Source organism: Arthrobacter sp. Soil_C_60 (assembly GCF_057656375.1).
This window is the reverse complement of sequence record NZ_JBDGKM010000005.1, coordinates 38,814-54,391: the sequence shown is the minus strand read 5'-3', so window position 1 is coordinate 54,391 and position 15,578 is coordinate 38,814. Positions and strand designations below refer to the sequence as shown.

Sequence of the window (15,578 nt, the reverse complement as noted above, 5' to 3'; positions counted from 1 at the left end):
TGATGTTCTACGTCAATCCCCTGTTGTAGCTACCGCCTGAATTTCAACGGCCGCACTGTAGTGGAGGTTGTTTGCTCCGGCGACCGCTCGGGCCGGTCGGTGTTCGCCGATCCACTGCGCATACACGGTGTCGAAATGCGGCCAGTCCTCCATGTCCGTTACGTAGACCGTTACGGACAGGAGGTGCTCGCGGGTGGTGCCCGCTGCCTGGAGGCACTGGTCCAGGTTGTCCAGCGCCTGCTGCGCCTGTACGGGGAATGGCTTTCCGGAGAGCATCTCGCCCTCGGCAGTAATCGGGAGCTGGCCGGAGACGTAGACAACGCCGCGATGCGTGGCCGTGTGGCTGTAGTGGCCGCGGGGACTAATCAGGGTCGGGGCGTTGCGCAGGTTCATCGTGTCGGGGCTTCCCATGGGTGTTCCGCTCTTCTTGATTGTTCGGGGCATTCAGCCGGAGGATTCCGCTAATATCGCAGCCATCTTCTCCGCCGACTTCAGCCCGGAACCAGTGAGCACCACTACCGTGGTCTCACCGGTACGGATGGTTCCATCGGCCAGGAAGTGGTCCAGTGCTGCGACGGCAACCGCGCTCGTCGGTTCCGCGTAGAGCCCTCGGGCGGCCAGCCGGCGAACGGCGGCGGCGATTTCCTGCTCGCTCACGGCATAGGCGGCGCCACCGGAACGGCGAATTGCCTGAACGGTTTCGGGCAGACGGACCGGGTGGGCGATGGATGCGCCCTCGGCAATCGTCTGCAGACGTCCGTTCTCGGGTCTTGGATCCAGGCCGTTGACGGTGTCGGCGATGGTTGCCCAGTGCTCGGGCTGCCCCACGAGCAGCCGCGGCAGACGGTCGATGTGTCCGGCGGTGAGGAGTTCCCCGAATGCGAGCTCGCACCCGAGGATGTTGCTGCCGGCCCCGGCTACGAGCACGACATTGTCCGGGGCGCGGAAGCCGAGCATCTCCCACATCTCGTAGGCGACGGTCTTAATGCCTTGTAGAAACATCGGATGCCAGTTGTGGCTGGCATAGGGGATCTCCTCGGACTGACGTACCGCCTCGGCGGCTACCTCGTCCCGCGTCCCGCTCACCTTCTCGATCTCGGCACCGAAGGCACGGGCCTGAAGGATCTTCGCCTCCGACGTCGACGCGGGAACAATGATTTTCGCCGGGATTTCCGCGGCGGCTGCATAGGCGGCCACGGCCGCTCCTCCATTGCCGGAGCTGTCCTCCAGAACCTGCGTAGCGCCGATCCCGCGCAGATGGGAGATCATGACACTGACTCCGCGGTCCTTGAAGCTTGAGGTCGGATTAAACCACTCCAGCTTGAAGTGCACCGGCTGGCCTGACCAGGCGAGCTCGACCATCGGCGTCCAGCCCTCGCCCAGACTCACCCGATGCTCCGCGTTCACCGGGAGAGCCTGGCGGTAGCGCCAGAGCGAACGCTCCGACGTGTCGATCTGATCCGGGGAGAGGCCCGGCAGCGGCGTAACCGTTAACGGAGAACCGTCGTCGCCCCGCCATCGAGAATCGGTGAGCCCGTAAAACCGGCCCGAGCGGTCAACAAGGTGCGCGTTGTGCGGCTCTGCCAAGGACGATGAGGATGGTGCGGTGGGTGACATGCGGTTCACTTTCGGAAAGCCCGGCGCTGTGTGGTGGCGCTGGCATCATCAGAGCGAATACCGTCCTGATGATGCCTGAAGATACCCGTTTCCCGGTCTTTGCCGACCTGCCCGGATGGGAAGATCCGGCCGTTCATGGCAATGAAGACGCCCGGGGCCAGGATTTGTGCCGCCGTCAGGGCCGAGCCCAGGTTGAAGAGGGCATCGCTATCTCTCATCACCGCTGGCTGCATCGCACCCGTCAAAACGACGGTCGTCCCCGAAGGGAGCACGTCCCCCTGGGCCAGGTAGTCGGCTGTCTCGGCCATGGTGTCAGTGCCGTGGGTGATAACGACGCCGCTACCAGGCAGGCCGCCCACGGCCTCCGCGACCCGGAACCGGTCATCATCTGTCATGGCCAGGGAATCCTTGCCGACGACGGCGAAGACTCCCTGCACGATGTCTACACGGGCCTGTGCCAGTAGCCAGTCCGCGGCGGGCTTCCCGATCTCAAGCTCCCCCGCCAGATTGTAAACCTTATCGATCGTCCCGCCGGTCGCAATGATGTGCAGAGGTCTATACGAGTTCATCGTCGGCCTTCAGATCCTGGTAGATGACGGCACGCGAAACTCCAAGCCGGGAAGCGATGCTGCGAACAGCACCGCGCGCCTGGAGCAGTCCTCGTTCATCGATCCGGCGCAGGACCTCGCTGCGTTCCAGCTTCGTCAACTGCTGCACTTCCTTACCCCGCGTGCGGGCCTCGAACAAGAGGATCTCGTCTAATGCGGCATCAAAGTTAGACGGAAACTCCGTTGTCGGGACGTTGTCTCCCGGGTCTTCGCCCAGCATCGAGTCGATTTGGTCCCGAAGCGCCCGCACGGGCGTCGTGTCAATGTTGATGCACAGGCAACCGATCACATGTCCGGCGCTGTCCCGCAGGGGTATTGTCGAGCTGCGCAGCAGCCTCCCGTCCGGGGTCCGGTTCTGGTAATTGATGTCCGCCGCCGCATCGTCCCCGGCAGCGCGCATCCTCTTGCCGATCTCACTCATGGGATCGCCGACGCGGCGGCCTGTGACCTCACCGGCCACTGCGATGACGGAGTATCCCGGGTTCCGGTAGTCGTGCACCAGGACTTCAGCGTGCGGGCCCAAGGTGGTCGCTATTCCATCGATGCTTGCCGCCACGGCCAACAGAATCGCGTCAGCTTCGGCTTCCTTCTCCAAGTCACCGCCTCCTATCCGATTGATAACCCAACGGGACGGCAGCATCCATTTCGGTCGAGGCGTGAGCTGGTGTGCCGTGCTAACAAATTGTCAACTTTAAACCGACAGCATGTCAACACGTACATTACTGCCTTTACGCGCGCACAAAAGTGGCTGACCGCCCTGATCCAAAAGGAACCAAGGCGATCAGCCCAACGTGCTTCTGACTAAGCGGAGGCCGTGAAGCGCTCCCAGACCCGATGCTTCGCGAGGAGCTCGGCAATGCCTTCCAGCACCGCTGGACCATCCCCAATCACGACGCCGGGTGCTTCCTCGGGAATGCCGGCTGCGGCAAGCGCGTGGGCAACGTGGTCCCAGCCGCCGATCGCCTTGGCATGGCGGTAGGCCTCGGCCAGCATCATGCTGACCCGTGGATCCACCGCCGGATGGCCGGTCGGAGCGCCAGCCTTCGCATCCCGTCCGGCAGCCGCATCCGCGCCGGGTGCCGCCGAGCCAGCAACGAGAATGGCGTCGAACTCCACCGACCGTGCCGTCAGGTAGGTCCGCTGCACAGTCAGTCCCCCGGACAGCTTGCCGCCCTTGGGCGCGATGATCAACGGGACCATACCGCCGGCGTGGATCGCTTCGCTGGCCGTTGCCAAGGCGTTTTGGTCGCTTTTGTCGTCGGCGATGATGCCCACCACCCGGCCGGCCAGCGGCCAGGACTTGCCCAGCTGGGACAGCGCGGGGCTCGGCTGCACGTCGTCTTCCGGCGTGCTGGTAGACGCGGGCGCCGGCAAGCCCAGGCCCTCGGCCACCTTGGCGGAGAGTTCGCCGTCGATATTTGCCAGTGCCTGCAGCTGGCGGATCCGGATGTTCTCCTCGTAGCACTTGCCGAGCTCAAAAGTGTAAGCCTGGACAACATGCTCCTGCTCCACTGGCGTCAGTGACTTGAAGAACAGCCGGGCCTGGCTGAAGTGGTCCTCGAACGACGCCGGAGATTCCCGCAGTTTCATCGACGCCGGCAGTTCCTGCGGTACCTCGATGTAGGCGCTCATGTCCTCGCCGGCCAGGAAGGGGCAGCCGCCGTCGAGCGAATTCGGCCGGTAGGGGGCCACGCCGCCATGCACGGCGGTCTGGTGCATGCCGTCGCGGAACATGTCGTTGACCGGAGCATGCGGGCGGTTGATCGGAATCTGCGCGAAGTTCGGCCCGCCGAGCCGGCTCAGCTGGGTGTCCAGGTAGGAGAACAGCCTCGCCTGCAGCAGCGGGTCGTTGGTGACGTCGATGCCGGGGACCAGGTGGCCCGGGTGGAAGGCGACCTGCTCGGTTTCGGCGAAGAAGTTGGTGGGGTTGGCGTTCAGGGTCAGCGTGCCGATGGTCTGCACCGGGGCCAGCTCCTCGGGCACAATCTTGGTCGGATCCAGCAGATCAATGCCCTGGAACATCTCGTCCGGGGTGTCCGGGAAGGTCTGGATGCCCAGTTCCCACTCCGGGAAGGCACCGGCCTCGATGGCATCGGCGAGGTCGCGCCGGTGGAAGTCCGGGTCGGCGCCGTTGATCATCTGCGCTTCTTCCCACACCAGCGAGTGGACGCCCTGCTTCGGCTTCCAGTGGAACTTCACCAACGTGGTCTCGCCGGCCGCGTTCTGCAGCCGGAAGGTGTGGATTCCGAAGCCCTCCATGGTCCGGAACGAACGCGGGATGCCGCGGTCCGACATTTGCCACATGACGTGCGCCTGGGCCTCGGTGTGCAGGGAGACGAAGTCCCAGAACGTGTCGTGCGCGCTTTGCGCCTGCGGGATTTCGCGGTCCGGGTGGGGCTTGGCGGCGTGGACGATGTCCGGAAACTTGATGCCGTCCTGGATGAAGAAGACCGGGATGTTGTTGCCTACCAGGTCGAAGGTGCCCTCGTCCGTGTAGAACTTGGTGGCGAACCCACGCGTATCGCGCACCGCGTCCGCTGAACCACGGGAGCCGACAACGGTGGAGAAGCGGGTGAAGACCGGGGTCTCGACGCCGGCGGCCAGGAAGCCGGCCTTGGTCACCCCGGCGGCCGCGCCGTTGGCCACGAAGACGCCGTGCGCTCCAGCACCACGGGCGTGCACCACCCGCTCCGGGATCCGCTCATGGTCGAAGTGCATGATCTTTTCGCGCAGGTGGTGGTCCTGCAGCAGGCTGGGACCGCGCGGTCCGGCCTTCAGCGAATGGTCCGTCTCGTACAGCCGGACGCCCTGGGCCGTGGTGAGGTAGGCGCCGCTCTGGCTGTTGGCGCTCTTCTGCGCTCCCGTGGGCGTTCCGGTCGGGGACACCATTTCCGGCGCGTCCTGGTCCGGCTTCGGCGGCAACGGGCTCTGCGGCTCGGTGCGTTCCTCCACTGCCGGCGGCTCCACCGCGGGGGCTCCGGGGATGGGCACGTTGTTGGCGGGCGTAGTGCTTTCGGGCGTGCTCTTCTCAGCCATGCTGGTACTCCAATTCGTTGAAGTTGCAGCCCTGCCGTTCCAGGGCTCTTTCACCCACCCTACTCAAAATAGTAAGCAAGCTGAATAATATGGTGGAGAAGCGGCTTCAGGCCGCCTCAGTGCCGACCAGAAAGGAGCCGCAGTGACGCTTCAGCAGGAGAAACCTGCCCGCAGGCCCCGGCTGCGGCGCATCAACTGCAACGGTCCGGGAATCAGCCGCCGCCGTTACGGCAAGGGGTACAGCTACCGGGCGGCGGACGGCAGCAAGATCACGGATCCGGAAACGGTGCAGCGGATCAACCAGCTGGCCATCCCGCCCGCCTGGCGCGACGTCTGGATCAGCCCGGCCCCCAACGGCCACATCCAGGCAACAGGGATTGACGACGCCGGCCGGCGCCAATACATCTACCATCCCCGCTGGCGCGAGCTGAAGGACCGCGAGAAGTTCGACCGCGCACTGGACTTCGGGGACGCCCTGCCCAAGGCGCGCCCCGCCATCACCCGTATCCTGCGCTCGGAAGGACCCTCGGAACAGCGTGCCTACGCTGCCGCTTTCCGCCTGATCGAGGATGCGGGCCTGCGCATCGGCAACGAGGAGTATGCGCAGACCAACGGCTCCTTCGGCGTGACGACTATCCAGATCCGGCACTTGCGGGTCCGTGGCTCCACCGTCGAACTGGACTTTCCCGCCAAGAGCGGCCAGCAGTGGACCGGCAGCATCGAGGATCCGGACCTCGCCGCGGCCCTGAAGCCCCTGCTCAAAAACCGCGGACCGGACGAGCAGGTCCTGGGCTACTTCGACGACGACGGCGAATTCACGCCCATCAGCAGCGCGGGCCTGAACGACTTCATCCGCGAACAATGCGGGGAGGACTTCACCGCCAAGGACTTCCGGACCTGGCAGGGCACCGTGGCTGCCGCCATTGCACTGGCGGCCCATCCTCCGGAGCACAGCAGCCCCACCGCCCGGAAGAAAGCCGTCGCCGCCGCCATGCGCGAGGTCGCCGAGCACTTGGGCAACACTGCCACCATCGCCCGAAAGTCCTACGTAGACCCGCGGGTCATCGACCGGTTCATGAACGGAGAAACGATCGACGCCAACACCTACCGCGCCGCCGAACGGTCCGTGCGCGACCTGGTGACCTGACGAAGGAGCGAGCATGGAATTCCAGCAGATCATGGAGACCGTGGGAAAGGCGGTGGACGCCGCGGGTGTGGTCGCCATCGTTCTGGGAGCCGCGGTTTCCACGGGGCTGGCAGCGGCGGACTGGTTCCGTGGCGAGCGGCACACAGTTTATGAAACCTACCGGCGCCGACTGGGACGCTCTATTCTGCTGGGTCTCGAACTGCTGGTAGCTGCAGACATCATCCGCACCGTAGCCGTCAGCCCTACCTTTCAATCCGTCGGAGTGCTCGCCATCATTGTCCTGATCCGGACCTTCCTCAGTTTCTCGCTGGAACTGGAAATTACGGGGCGTTGGCCGTGGCAGAAACGGTCCTCCGAAGACATTAACCGTCCGGAGGGGCGGACCGCTTTGCCTCGTCAGTCCTAAGTCTTGGTACGGTGAGCACAGAAACCGTAAGGAGGCTTAGGAGATGGTCCGCCGCAGATCCTGCACACGCGCACCCGTGGTGGGTGCCGCCGTCGTTCTTGGAGTTTTGGCCCTGACCGGCTGCACGAGCCTGAACCCGGGCACCGAAGAGGCAACGACGACGGCGCAGGAGTTCCATGCGGCCGTTGCCGCCGGTGATGGCGAAACGGCCTGCAACCTCCTCGCCCCGTCGGCCGTGGAGGAACTCGAAGACGGCGCGCCGGGCGCCTGCGCGGATGAACTGCTGCAGCTGGTCATCCCGGGTGCGTCCGAGGTGACCGAGAGCAAGGCCTACGGCACCAATGCGCAGGTGCTGATGGACCAGGACACTGTTTTCCTGACCCGCTCCGGCGACACCTGGAAAGTCACCGCGGCCGGCTGCACGCGGCAAGGCGAACGGCCGTACGACTGCGAAGTGGAGGGGAACTGACATGCGTTGGGCATTCTGGCTCTGCCTCGGCGTGATCGCCGCGGGCCTGCTCTACATGTTCGTGATCGGCGTGATGGCCCGATGAAACACAACCCCTTCATCACCAACGGGCTGAGCATCGGCTTCGGCCTGCTGTTCCTGGTTTCGCTGGTCGGGCAGGCATTCTCCGGGCTGGCCTACTACAACGAGCAGCAGGTGGCCTCGAAGCTGGACGAGATCGGCCTCCTGCAGTACGTCACATCCTCCAGTTTTGTGGTTGATGTCGCGGAGAACTGGCAGTCCGAGTACCTGCAGTTCACGCTGCTTATTGTGCTGGCGGTCTGGCTGGTGCAGAAGGGCTCACCGGAATCCAAGGAGATTGAAAAGCGCGGACGGGAGTCGGACAAAGAGCAGCTGGTGGGCCAGTTCGCCAAGCCCGACTCGCCCAAGTGGGCCAAAGCGGGAGGCTGGCGGACGGCGGTGTTCTCCAACTCGCTGGGGTTGGTGATGGGCGCGATCTTCGTTGCCTCCTGGCTGGTCCAGTCCGTTGCCGGCTTCAGCGCTTTCGCGGAGAGCCAGCTGGCCAACCTCCAGGACCCGGGCACGTGGACGGAGTATTTGGGCTCGCCAGAGTTTTGGAACCGCACCCTGCAGAACTGGCAGTCCGAATTCCTGGCGGTGTGGTCCATGGTGATCCTCGCCGTCTACCTGCGCCAGCGCGCCTCACCGGAGTCCAAGGCCGTGGGCATGCCGCACGATAAAACCGGAGCGAGCAACTGACACCGCGTCGACCCACCGGGCGGCTGATCCCGCCCCAGCTGATCCCGCATCGGGTCGATCACCCACCAGCCTGAAACCGCCGCCCGTCACAGGAATGTTACGTCGCGGCCGATGGTTGACTAACAAAGTAGAATAGGCAAGTTGCCCACCCTCGGCGTGGCGGCTAACAAATTTGTATTTTTTGAAGGAGAACCGTGGCAGAGAACCCCATCAGGGTCGCGATCGTTGGCGTTGGTAACTGTGCTGCCTCGCTGGTGCAGGGCGTCCAGTACTACCGGGACGCGGATCCGGATTCGACCATTCCCGGCCTGATGCATGTGCAGTTCGGCAAGTACCACGTGAACGACGTCGAGTTCGTTGCCGCGTTTGATGTGGACAGCAAGAAGGTCGGGCTGGACCTCGCGGACGCCATCGGCGCCAGCGAGAACAACACGATCAAGATCGCCGATGTCCCGGCCACCGGCGTGACCGTGCAGCGCGGCCACACTCTGGACGGCCTGGGCAAGTACTACCGCGAAACCATCGTCGAGGCGCCGGACGAGCCCGTCGACATCGTGGCCGAGCTGCGCGCCGCGCAGGTCGACGTCATGGTCTGCTACCTGCCGGTCGGTTCCGAGGCCGCGGCGAAGTTCTACGCCCAGTGCGCGATCGACGCCGGCGTGGCCTTCGTCAACGCGCTGCCGGTGTTCATTGCGGGCACCAAGGAGTGGGCGGATAAGTTCACCGCCGCCGGTGTCCCGATTGTCGGCGATGACATCAAGAGCCAGATCGGCGCCACGATCACGCACCGGGTGATGGCGAAGCTGTTCGAGGACCGCGGCGTGACCCTGGACCGGACGTACCAGCTGAACGTCGGCGGCAACATGGACTTCAAGAACATGCTTGAGCGGGACCGGCTGGAGTCGAAGAAGATCTCCAAGACCCAGGCCGTGACCTCCAACGTCGAAGCGAAGCTGCACGCCGACGACGTGCACATCGGCCCGTCCGACTACGTGGCCTGGCTCGATGACCGCAAGTGGGCCTTCGTCCGGCTGGAAGGCCGAAACTTCGGCGACGCCCCGGTCTCGCTGGAATACAAGCTCGAGGTCTGGGACTCCCCGAACTCCGCCGGCGTGATCATCGACGCCGTGCGCGCGGCGAAGATCGCCCTGGACCGCGGAGTCGGCGGCCCGATCCTGTCTGCGTCGAGCTACTTCATGAAGTCCCCGCCCGAGCAGTACAACGACGACGTCGCCCGCGACAAGGTCGAAGCCTTCATCCGCGGCGACATCGAACGCTAAAAGCCGCTGGCGTCTGAGGGCACTTCCAGTCCCTCACCTCCAGCCTTAAGGCATGTCGAAGGTCCGGACCCGCTACGGCGGTCCGGACCTTCGCCGTTTCCTGCCCTCACTTGCCGGATTACCCGCTTGTCTGCGCCTACCTGCTTACTGCCTCCTGCCTGCCTACCGCGAGGGTCAGGAAAACGTCGTAACGGGACGCTCGAGCCGTTCGCCGTCGACGACCAGATCCACGCGCTCGTTGTAGAAACTGAGCAGCCCGCGGATCTTCGGATTCTCGCGGATCGGTTCGGCGTAACTCCACACGATGTCCTGCTCAAGCTGGCCGCCCGCACGGACCGACCAGTAGCGGGCTCGGCCCTTGTAGGGGCAGGTCGTGGTCTTGGTACTCGGCTCCAAGAGCTCGGTGCGCACATCCTCGAACGGCAGGTAATAGCGGATCGGCAGATGCGTCTCGAAGAGCAGGAGCGGCCGGATGCTGTTCGCGATCTCTTCGCCGCCGATGAACACCTGTACACGCCGCGAACTGTGCAAGGTATCAACGCGCGTGTACGGATCGCGGGCGTGCACGAACACCTGTTCGTCCTCCTCGTACCAGTCCAACTGTCGCCAGGAAAAAGTCACGTGGCCTGTGAGCGCGGCGAAGTCCCCGGTTGGTTCCTCGTAGGACCATGCGGCCCCCTCGGCCCGCTTCCTCCCGGCCTGAACGGTCCACCGGCTGCCTGCGCCGGCGCCAGCCCCGGCGCCCGGCACTTCGTCTGTCAACGCGCCCGGGACTACGTCTTCCCGCGGCAAGTAGTAGGTAGGCAAGCTGCCTGGACCGTACTGCACCAGCAACTGCGCGCGAGTGCTTTTGGCGACCAGTTCATTGCCCAGCCGGACCCGGATCAGGCGCTGGGTGGGTTCTACAAACGGCTCTGGAATCTCCATGCTTCATCTCACTGCTTACGCGCCCAACCGGTCTCGAAAACCCCGGATCGGCATTGAGCTCAGCTTGTCTCTTGCCCGGCCGGAGCAGGACCGCGATCAGCGGCGTCCTCGCAAAGTTTGAATGCGATTTGAGCCGACTTTGAAATAGCTCCTTCGGGCGGCGCCTTGACACCGGTGCTTGTCGCGCCCGCCTCGTACCCAGCCGCGTAGCCCACCAGGAATGTGGTGACAGGTGCGGTCGCATGAATCACTGACTCCGCAGACTTTCTTGCTAGGTCCAGGAGCACTTCCAGGTCCACATTCAGATTTCCAATCTTCAATTCCTGCGTCAGCCGCTGACTCCATTCGGCTACGATCCGCATCTCTTCATCTTCCACGGCCATGGTTGCTCTCCTCGGTACGTCGCCCGGAGTGGGACGAACGGGTTTGCTTAGACAATACAATTCTCGGTCCTTCGATGGGCGTTATTGCCATTACTTGTGCTGTGGATTGGAACCGACCGCTAAGAGGTGGCGTCACCAGTGCCAGTGACCGCCGAATGAGCGAGGGTGGCGAGTTGGACAGGGAGCACAATTCTCGATTGCGGTGTCTAATCGCCCCTTGTGCGTGGCACTCCTTGCCAGACAGGGTGCTTTCTGCCGGGGTTTCATGCTGACCCGACTGCAAGCCATTAAGGCACATCCTGCCGCTATGAGGCACCACCACATCAAGGGCTAAGGAGCCGATTAGTTCTAACGATTCTGTCCCTTGACAGGCGTCACGCTATAGGTCACGCTGTTGCAATACGCGAAGCAGGTTGCACAATGGGCACCGCACATGGCTCGGTCACTGGAATATTGGATCCGTCGAGCGGCCTATGTCTGGGTTCTAAAGTGCTGCCTCGGGGGACAATTGCTGATCGTCTTGCAGTCGTCCTTCAGGGCGGACTTCCGCAGCCCGCAAGAGTGCGCCGAGGCGCACAGCGCTAGTGGCGGCACCTCGCGGCAACGTTCAATACATTCGGAAGAAATCCAGGGCAAGCAGGAGAACATGATCAATCCCATCAAGCGGAAAGCCCCCGTCAAGGATATCGACGAGAACGAGCTTGAAGTCCATGATCCAAAAACTGCAGCAGCAGGGGTCAAGGCTGTCATGGTGTCCATGGATCGCGGCATTTCGCAGGCCGGTCTCGTGCGAACTGCCCGTTCTATGTTGCGAGTCAACCAACGGGGCGGCTTCGACTGTCCCGGCTGCGCTTGGCCCGAGTCCATATCGGGAGCCCGCAAGCCAGCCGAATTCTGTGAGAATGGCGCGAAGGCCATTGCAGAAGAAAACACGCTCCGGACCGTTACTCCAGAGTTTTGGGCAACGCATTCTGTCGTAGAATTAGCAGGAAAGAGTGAATATTGGCTGGGCAACCAAGGCAGGATTACGGAACCGGTAGTCATCCGTGAGGGTGAGACGCACTACTCACCCATCTCCTGGATAGATGCATTCAACCTCATTGGTGAACACATTCGTGCAACCACTCCAGACCGTTGCGTTTTCTATACTTCCGGACGGACAGCCAACGAGACCGCGTTCATGTACCAACTGTTCGCGCGCTCTATCGGGACCAACAACCTGCCGGACTGCTCGAACATGTGCCACGAATCTTCCGGATCCGCACTCAACCCCACTATTGGCATTGGCAAGGGGACGGTGTCGCTGGATGACATGCATAATGCGGAACTGATCATGGTCGTCGGCCAGAATCCAGGCACCAATCACCCGCGGATGCTCTCCGCCTTAACGGAATGCCGCCAGAACGGCGGCAAGGTCGTTGCCGTAAACCCACTGCCCGAGGCGGGCCTCCTGAAATTCAAGGACCCGCAGAGCCCCGGTAATTTGGTGCGCGGCGGGGACCAGGTCGCTGACGAGTTCCTGCAGATCAAAGTAGGCGGCGACCTAGCCCTGTTCCAAGCCTTGGGCCATCTGCTGCTGGAAGAAGAAAAACGGGCACCCGGAACGATAGTCGACCACGACTTCATCGATGCGCAGACGGATGGATTCCGGGATTACCGCGAAGCTCGGAGCCAGCTCGACTGGATTGAGACCGAAAAAGCCACTGGGCTCTCAAGAATGGAGATAACCCGAGTTGCCGACATGCTCTCCAAGTCGAAGGCGACCATCATTTGCTGGGCACTGGGTGTGACACAGCAGCCGCATTCCGTGAACACGCTGCGCGAAATCATCAATATCCTTCTCCTGCAGGGGAACTTCGGAAAACCCGGCGCCGGAGCCTGCCCGGTCCGCGGCCACTCCAATGTGCAGGGCGATCGCACAATGGGCATTTGGGAAAAGCCCAAGGAATGGCTGTTGGCGGCCCTGGACGAAGAGTTCGGCATCAATTCCCCTCGCGAGCACGGCGTTGATGCGACAGAAACCCTCGAAGCCTTCATGGACGACAAAGTGGATGTCTTTGTGTCCATGGGCGGCAACTTCGCTCTCGCCTGTTCAGATACCGAGTCGCTGGAAGCAGGCATGAAGCGGGCGGGTTTAACCGTGCATGTGTCGACCAAGCCCAACCGCTCCCACATTGTCCACGGGCGAACGTCGCTGATTCTTCCGACTTTGGGCCGCACCGACAAGGACGATAAGCATCCGAAGGGTGCACAGTTCCTGTCCGTCGAGGATTCGATGTCAGTAGTCCATTCGACACAGGGCCGGCTGGCACCCGTTAGCGAGCATCTGCTTGCCGAACCCGTCATCATTGCGCGGATGGCTCAGGCCACCCTCGGCGAAAATCACACCGTGGACTGGCGGGCCATGGCTGAGGATTACGATGTTATCCGCGACCACATATCCCGCGTGCTTCCCGGTTTTGAAAACTTCAACCAGCGAATCCGGACCAAGAATGGGTTCGTGCTGCCGAACCCGCCGCGCGACACGCGTTCCTTTGCCACCGACATCGGGAAGGCCAGATTCAGCGTCAGCCCGCTGGAGTATCTGGAGGCCCCGGACGGTCACCTGATCCTACAAACCATGCGAAGCCACGACCAATACAACACAACGTTCTACGGACTCGATGACAGGTACCGCGGAATCTCCAACGGCCGCCGGGTTATCCTGGTCCATCCCGAAGACCTGAATGAACTTGGCTTCTCCGACCGGGACCTGGTGGATGTGGTCAGCACATTCAAGGGGACCGAACGCAGGGCGGACAAATTCCGCTTGGTCTCTTATCCAACTGCTCGAGGTTGTGCCGCAGCGTACTTCCCGGAAGCAAACGTCCTCGTGCATCGTGAACTCGTGGCCCGCGAATCCAACACCCCAGGCTACAAGGCGATGACGGTGCGATTCATAACCCACGAGGAGCCGCAGCTTAGCTAGGATTCCCTAGGCAGCCACTCGCCGCAAAGCCCAAGTGTTTCAAACGGACGAGTCAGGTAACCACGCCCGACCATAAGCCCGGCATAAATTTACGGTGCAGGTGCCCACGTCGGCTACGTCAAACAGGGGCTGGTACTGCCGTACCTGCGGGCAGTACCAGCAAGCGCCCGCTGCTGACTTTGCAAGGGCGGGAGCGCAATATCGCACTCCCTGCCTTTGACCAGATCAACGACTTCCCAGGAACCGAGGGGTATCGGCTCGTTCCTTCAGCAGGATGAAATGAAAGGCCTTGGCGGCTCACTGATCTGCCGTGCCAGAATCCGAGGCAACAAAACGAAGTTGACGAATTAGAGGGTGTCCGCCCGGAGAAGCGGCAGACTGCCCTCCCTTTTACAAGCCTCGGTGTCAGTGAACCTTCGATTGGCAGCGAGCAAGCACTACCCCGGCAGCTTTTTGATCCCGTGACCCCAAAATGCTTGGCATGATCTCAGTCCGGTCAATCCTGTCCAAGCGAGTCCTGAAGCTGCCCGGCATCGTTCAAGGTTCGGCTAAACGGGGTTGACATCGCATGTGAGGTGCGACACCCTGAATGTGTTGCGTAAGACGAAGCATGTTGCGCAATAAGCACAAACCAACGGTGATTTGGAGATGGCGATGCGTACATTGGCGATCGTAGGCGCGTCCTTGGCAGGTCTTTCGGCTGCCCGGGCTGCCCGGGCACTAGGGTTCGACGGAAGGTTTGTCATTATCGGCGAGGAAGCGGAGCGGCCCTATGACCGCCCTCCTCTGTCCAAGGACTTCCTGCTCGGCCGGATCACAACCGATGACCTGGCGTTGGAAGCCTCGGATGAGGATCTGCAGGCTGAGTGGTTGCTTGGTAGCCGTGCGGTCAAGCTGGACAGCGCCACCAAGACCATTACCCTCGCAAACGGTCAGTCGGTGAAAGCTGACGGCATCGTACTTGCGACCGGCGCTTCCGCCCGAAACCTCCCCCAGCTTGCTGGTCTGTCCAACGTCTTTACCTTGCGCACCCTTGCTGACAGCCAGGCGCTGGCAGCCGAATTACGGCCGGGCCGCAGGTTAGTAGTTATTGGTGCCGGTTTCATCGGGGCAGAGGTAGCCTCGACGGCCAGCGACCTGGGCCTGGACGTCACAATTATCGAGGCCCAGCCAATTCCGCTGAGCGGACCGCTGGGGCCAGAAATGGGTGCCATTGTTTCGCGGCTGCATGAGCAGAACGGCGTCGAGCTGGTCTGCGGCACCGGCGTGGAGTCCTTTTGCGCTGACGAAGGAATCGTCACCGGTGTAAAACTTAACGATGGCCGCGTCGTCCCTGCCGATGTCCTGCTCGTCGGGATCGGCGCGTCTCCGAACGTAGCATGGCTCGAAGGTTCGGGCCTCGAGGTCGCCGAGTCGGCCCCAGGTGGCGTTCTGTGTGATGCTCGCGGCCAGACTAATGCGCCGGGTATCGCAGCCGTCGGCGATTGTGCCGCCTGGTTGGATGAGCGTTCCGGCCAGCATCATCGTGTAGAGCACTGGACCGGGGCACAGGAACGTCCGGCACTAGCCGTCGCCGGGCTCCTGAATTCAGGCGCTCCTAAGCAGCCGGTCAATCTCCCCTATTTCTGGTCGGACCAGTACGGTGTGAAAATCCAATTTGCAGGCAACGCCCGCGACGCCGACAGAGTTCAATTCGAGACGGGAACCGCCGAGGAGCACAGTTTCCTGGCCGTATATTACCGAGGAGAGGACCCGGTCGCGGTTCTCGGCACCAACCAGCCCCGGCTTTTTACAAGATGGAGGCGCCAGCTGAACGCCGCCAGCGCGGCACAAGTAAGCAAGCTAACCCCAGCATTGTCCTGAAGCCTCCTGTTACCTTCCCGCATCTTTCCAGGAGGGTCAATGACTGGCGAAGTTACGCTTCCAGAGGCTACGTAGACTGCTCCCGGTCTTCCAAGTCGAGAAGGAGCGAATTGAC

General features: G+C 62.6%; 14 protein-coding genes. 7 read left to right on the top strand and 7 right to left on the bottom strand.

The features are described from left to right. Positions 1 to 12 precede the first annotated feature (12 nt). From AC3A4M_RS12365 to AC3A4M_RS12345, 5 genes are all read right to left on the bottom strand, one after another. On the bottom strand, positions 13 to 411 hold the full coding sequence (locus AC3A4M_RS12365) for a RidA family protein (protein ID WP_498736020.1): 399 nt from the start codon (positions 409 to 411) through the stop codon (positions 13 to 15). Between the two features lie 33 nt (positions 412 to 444). Beyond that, positions 445 to 1,617 carry a threonine synthase gene (locus tag AC3A4M_RS12360; protein WP_498736019.1) on the bottom strand — a complete coding sequence of 391 codons (1,173 nt, stop codon included), beginning with the start codon at positions 1,615 to 1,617 and terminating at the stop codon, positions 445 to 447. Between the two features lie 5 nt (positions 1,618 to 1,622). Next, entirely contained in the window at positions 1,623 to 2,186 is a 564-nt protein-coding gene (locus tag AC3A4M_RS12355; protein ID WP_498736018.1) for an asparaginase domain-containing protein, read from the bottom strand. After that, positions 2,173 to 2,820 (bottom strand): helix-turn-helix transcriptional regulator, encoded by a 648-nt coding sequence (locus AC3A4M_RS12350; protein ID WP_498736017.1) that lies wholly within the window; start codon positions 2,818 to 2,820, stop codon positions 2,173 to 2,175. The genes AC3A4M_RS12355 and AC3A4M_RS12350 overlap by 14 nt, the downstream gene beginning before the upstream one ends. Before the next feature lie 206 nt (positions 2,821 to 3,026). Further along, positions 3,027 to 5,261: a catalase gene (locus AC3A4M_RS12345; RefSeq protein ID WP_498736016.1), complete on the bottom strand. Its 2,235-nt coding sequence runs from the start codon at positions 5,259 to 5,261 to the stop codon at positions 3,027 to 3,029. A gap of 142 nt (positions 5,262 to 5,403) precedes the next feature. Between AC3A4M_RS12345 and AC3A4M_RS12340 the strand changes: the two genes are divergently transcribed. From AC3A4M_RS12340 to AC3A4M_RS12320, 5 genes are all read left to right on the top strand, one after another. Continuing rightward, positions 5,404 to 6,408, top strand: a complete 1,005-nt coding sequence (locus AC3A4M_RS12340) for a DNA topoisomerase IB (protein WP_498736015.1) — start codon at positions 5,404 to 5,406, stop codon at positions 6,406 to 6,408. A gap of 13 nt (positions 6,409 to 6,421) precedes the next feature. Continuing rightward, positions 6,422 to 6,814, top strand: coding sequence for a DUF1622 domain-containing protein (locus AC3A4M_RS12335; RefSeq protein ID WP_498736014.1), 393 nt, complete (start codon positions 6,422 to 6,424; stop codon positions 6,812 to 6,814). Between the two features lie 43 nt (positions 6,815 to 6,857). Next, complete coding sequence (locus AC3A4M_RS12330) at positions 6,858 to 7,283, top strand: hypothetical protein (protein WP_498736013.1); 426 nt, start codon at positions 6,858 to 6,860, stop codon at positions 7,281 to 7,283. A gap of 81 nt (positions 7,284 to 7,364) precedes the next feature. Further along, positions 7,365 to 8,042 carry a DUF6766 family protein gene (locus AC3A4M_RS12325; protein ID WP_498736012.1) on the top strand — a complete coding sequence of 226 codons (678 nt, stop codon included), beginning with the start codon at positions 7,365 to 7,367 and terminating at the stop codon, positions 8,040 to 8,042. 194 nt (positions 8,043 to 8,236) lie between these two features. Further along, the gene (locus AC3A4M_RS12320) at positions 8,237 to 9,322 is read left to right on the top strand and encodes an inositol-3-phosphate synthase (RefSeq protein ID WP_498736011.1); all 1,086 of its coding nucleotides are present in this window, start codon (positions 8,237 to 8,239) and stop codon (positions 9,320 to 9,322) included. A 174-nt stretch (positions 9,323 to 9,496) separates the two neighbouring features. Here AC3A4M_RS12320 and AC3A4M_RS12315 read toward each other — a convergent pair whose 3' ends face one another. After that, the gene (locus AC3A4M_RS12315; RefSeq protein ID WP_498736010.1) at positions 9,497 to 10,249 is read right to left on the bottom strand and encodes a DUF427 domain-containing protein; all 753 of its coding nucleotides are present in this window, start codon (positions 10,247 to 10,249) and stop codon (positions 9,497 to 9,499) included. 59 nt (positions 10,250 to 10,308) lie between these two features. Next, positions 10,309 to 10,632 carry a DUF6457 domain-containing protein gene (locus tag AC3A4M_RS12310; RefSeq protein WP_498736009.1) on the bottom strand — a complete coding sequence of 108 codons (324 nt, stop codon included), beginning with the start codon at positions 10,630 to 10,632 and terminating at the stop codon, positions 10,309 to 10,311. Between the two features lie 646 nt (positions 10,633 to 11,278). Between AC3A4M_RS12310 and AC3A4M_RS12305 the strand changes: the two genes are divergently transcribed. Next, positions 11,279 to 13,600, top strand: coding sequence for an FdhF/YdeP family oxidoreductase (locus tag AC3A4M_RS12305; RefSeq protein ID WP_498736189.1), 2,322 nt, complete (start codon positions 11,279 to 11,281; stop codon positions 13,598 to 13,600). Between the two features lie 654 nt (positions 13,601 to 14,254). Then, positions 14,255 to 15,463: an NAD(P)/FAD-dependent oxidoreductase gene (locus AC3A4M_RS12300; protein ID WP_498736008.1), complete on the top strand. Its 1,209-nt coding sequence runs from the start codon at positions 14,255 to 14,257 to the stop codon at positions 15,461 to 15,463. The last annotated feature ends 115 nt before the right edge of the window (positions 15,464 to 15,578 follow it).

What these genes read in the sequence shown, in the direction of transcription:
- AC3A4M_RS12365 (WP_498736020.1), bottom strand. Translation starts at nt 411, where the DNA reads ATGGGAAGCCCCGACACGATGAACCTGCGCAACGCCCCGACCCTGATT.
- AC3A4M_RS12360 (WP_498736019.1), bottom strand. Translation starts at nt 1,617, where the DNA reads ATGTCACCCACCGCACCATCCTCATCGTCCTTGGCAGAGCCGCACAAC.
- AC3A4M_RS12355 (WP_498736018.1), bottom strand. Translation starts at nt 2,186, where the DNA reads ATGAACTCGTATAGACCTCTGCACATCATTGCGACCGGCGGGACGATC.
- AC3A4M_RS12345 (WP_498736016.1), bottom strand. Translation starts at nt 5,261, where the DNA reads ATGGCTGAGAAGAGCACGCCCGAAAGCACTACGCCCGCCAACAACGTG.
- AC3A4M_RS12335 (WP_498736014.1), top strand. Translation starts at nt 6,422, where the DNA reads ATGGAATTCCAGCAGATCATGGAGACCGTGGGAAAGGCGGTGGACGCC.
- AC3A4M_RS12330 (WP_498736013.1), top strand. Translation starts at nt 6,858, where the DNA reads ATGGTCCGCCGCAGATCCTGCACACGCGCACCCGTGGTGGGTGCCGCC.
- AC3A4M_RS12325 (WP_498736012.1), top strand. Translation starts at nt 7,365, where the DNA reads ATGAAACACAACCCCTTCATCACCAACGGGCTGAGCATCGGCTTCGGC.
- AC3A4M_RS12315 (WP_498736010.1), bottom strand. Translation starts at nt 10,249, where the DNA reads ATGGAGATTCCAGAGCCGTTTGTAGAACCCACCCAGCGCCTGATCCGG.
- AC3A4M_RS12310 (WP_498736009.1), bottom strand. Translation starts at nt 10,632, where the DNA reads ATGGCCGTGGAAGATGAAGAGATGCGGATCGTAGCCGAATGGAGTCAG.
- AC3A4M_RS12305 (WP_498736189.1), top strand. Translation starts at nt 11,279, where the DNA reads ATGATCAATCCCATCAAGCGGAAAGCCCCCGTCAAGGATATCGACGAG.
- AC3A4M_RS12300 (WP_498736008.1), top strand. Translation starts at nt 14,255, where the DNA reads ATGCGTACATTGGCGATCGTAGGCGCGTCCTTGGCAGGTCTTTCGGCT.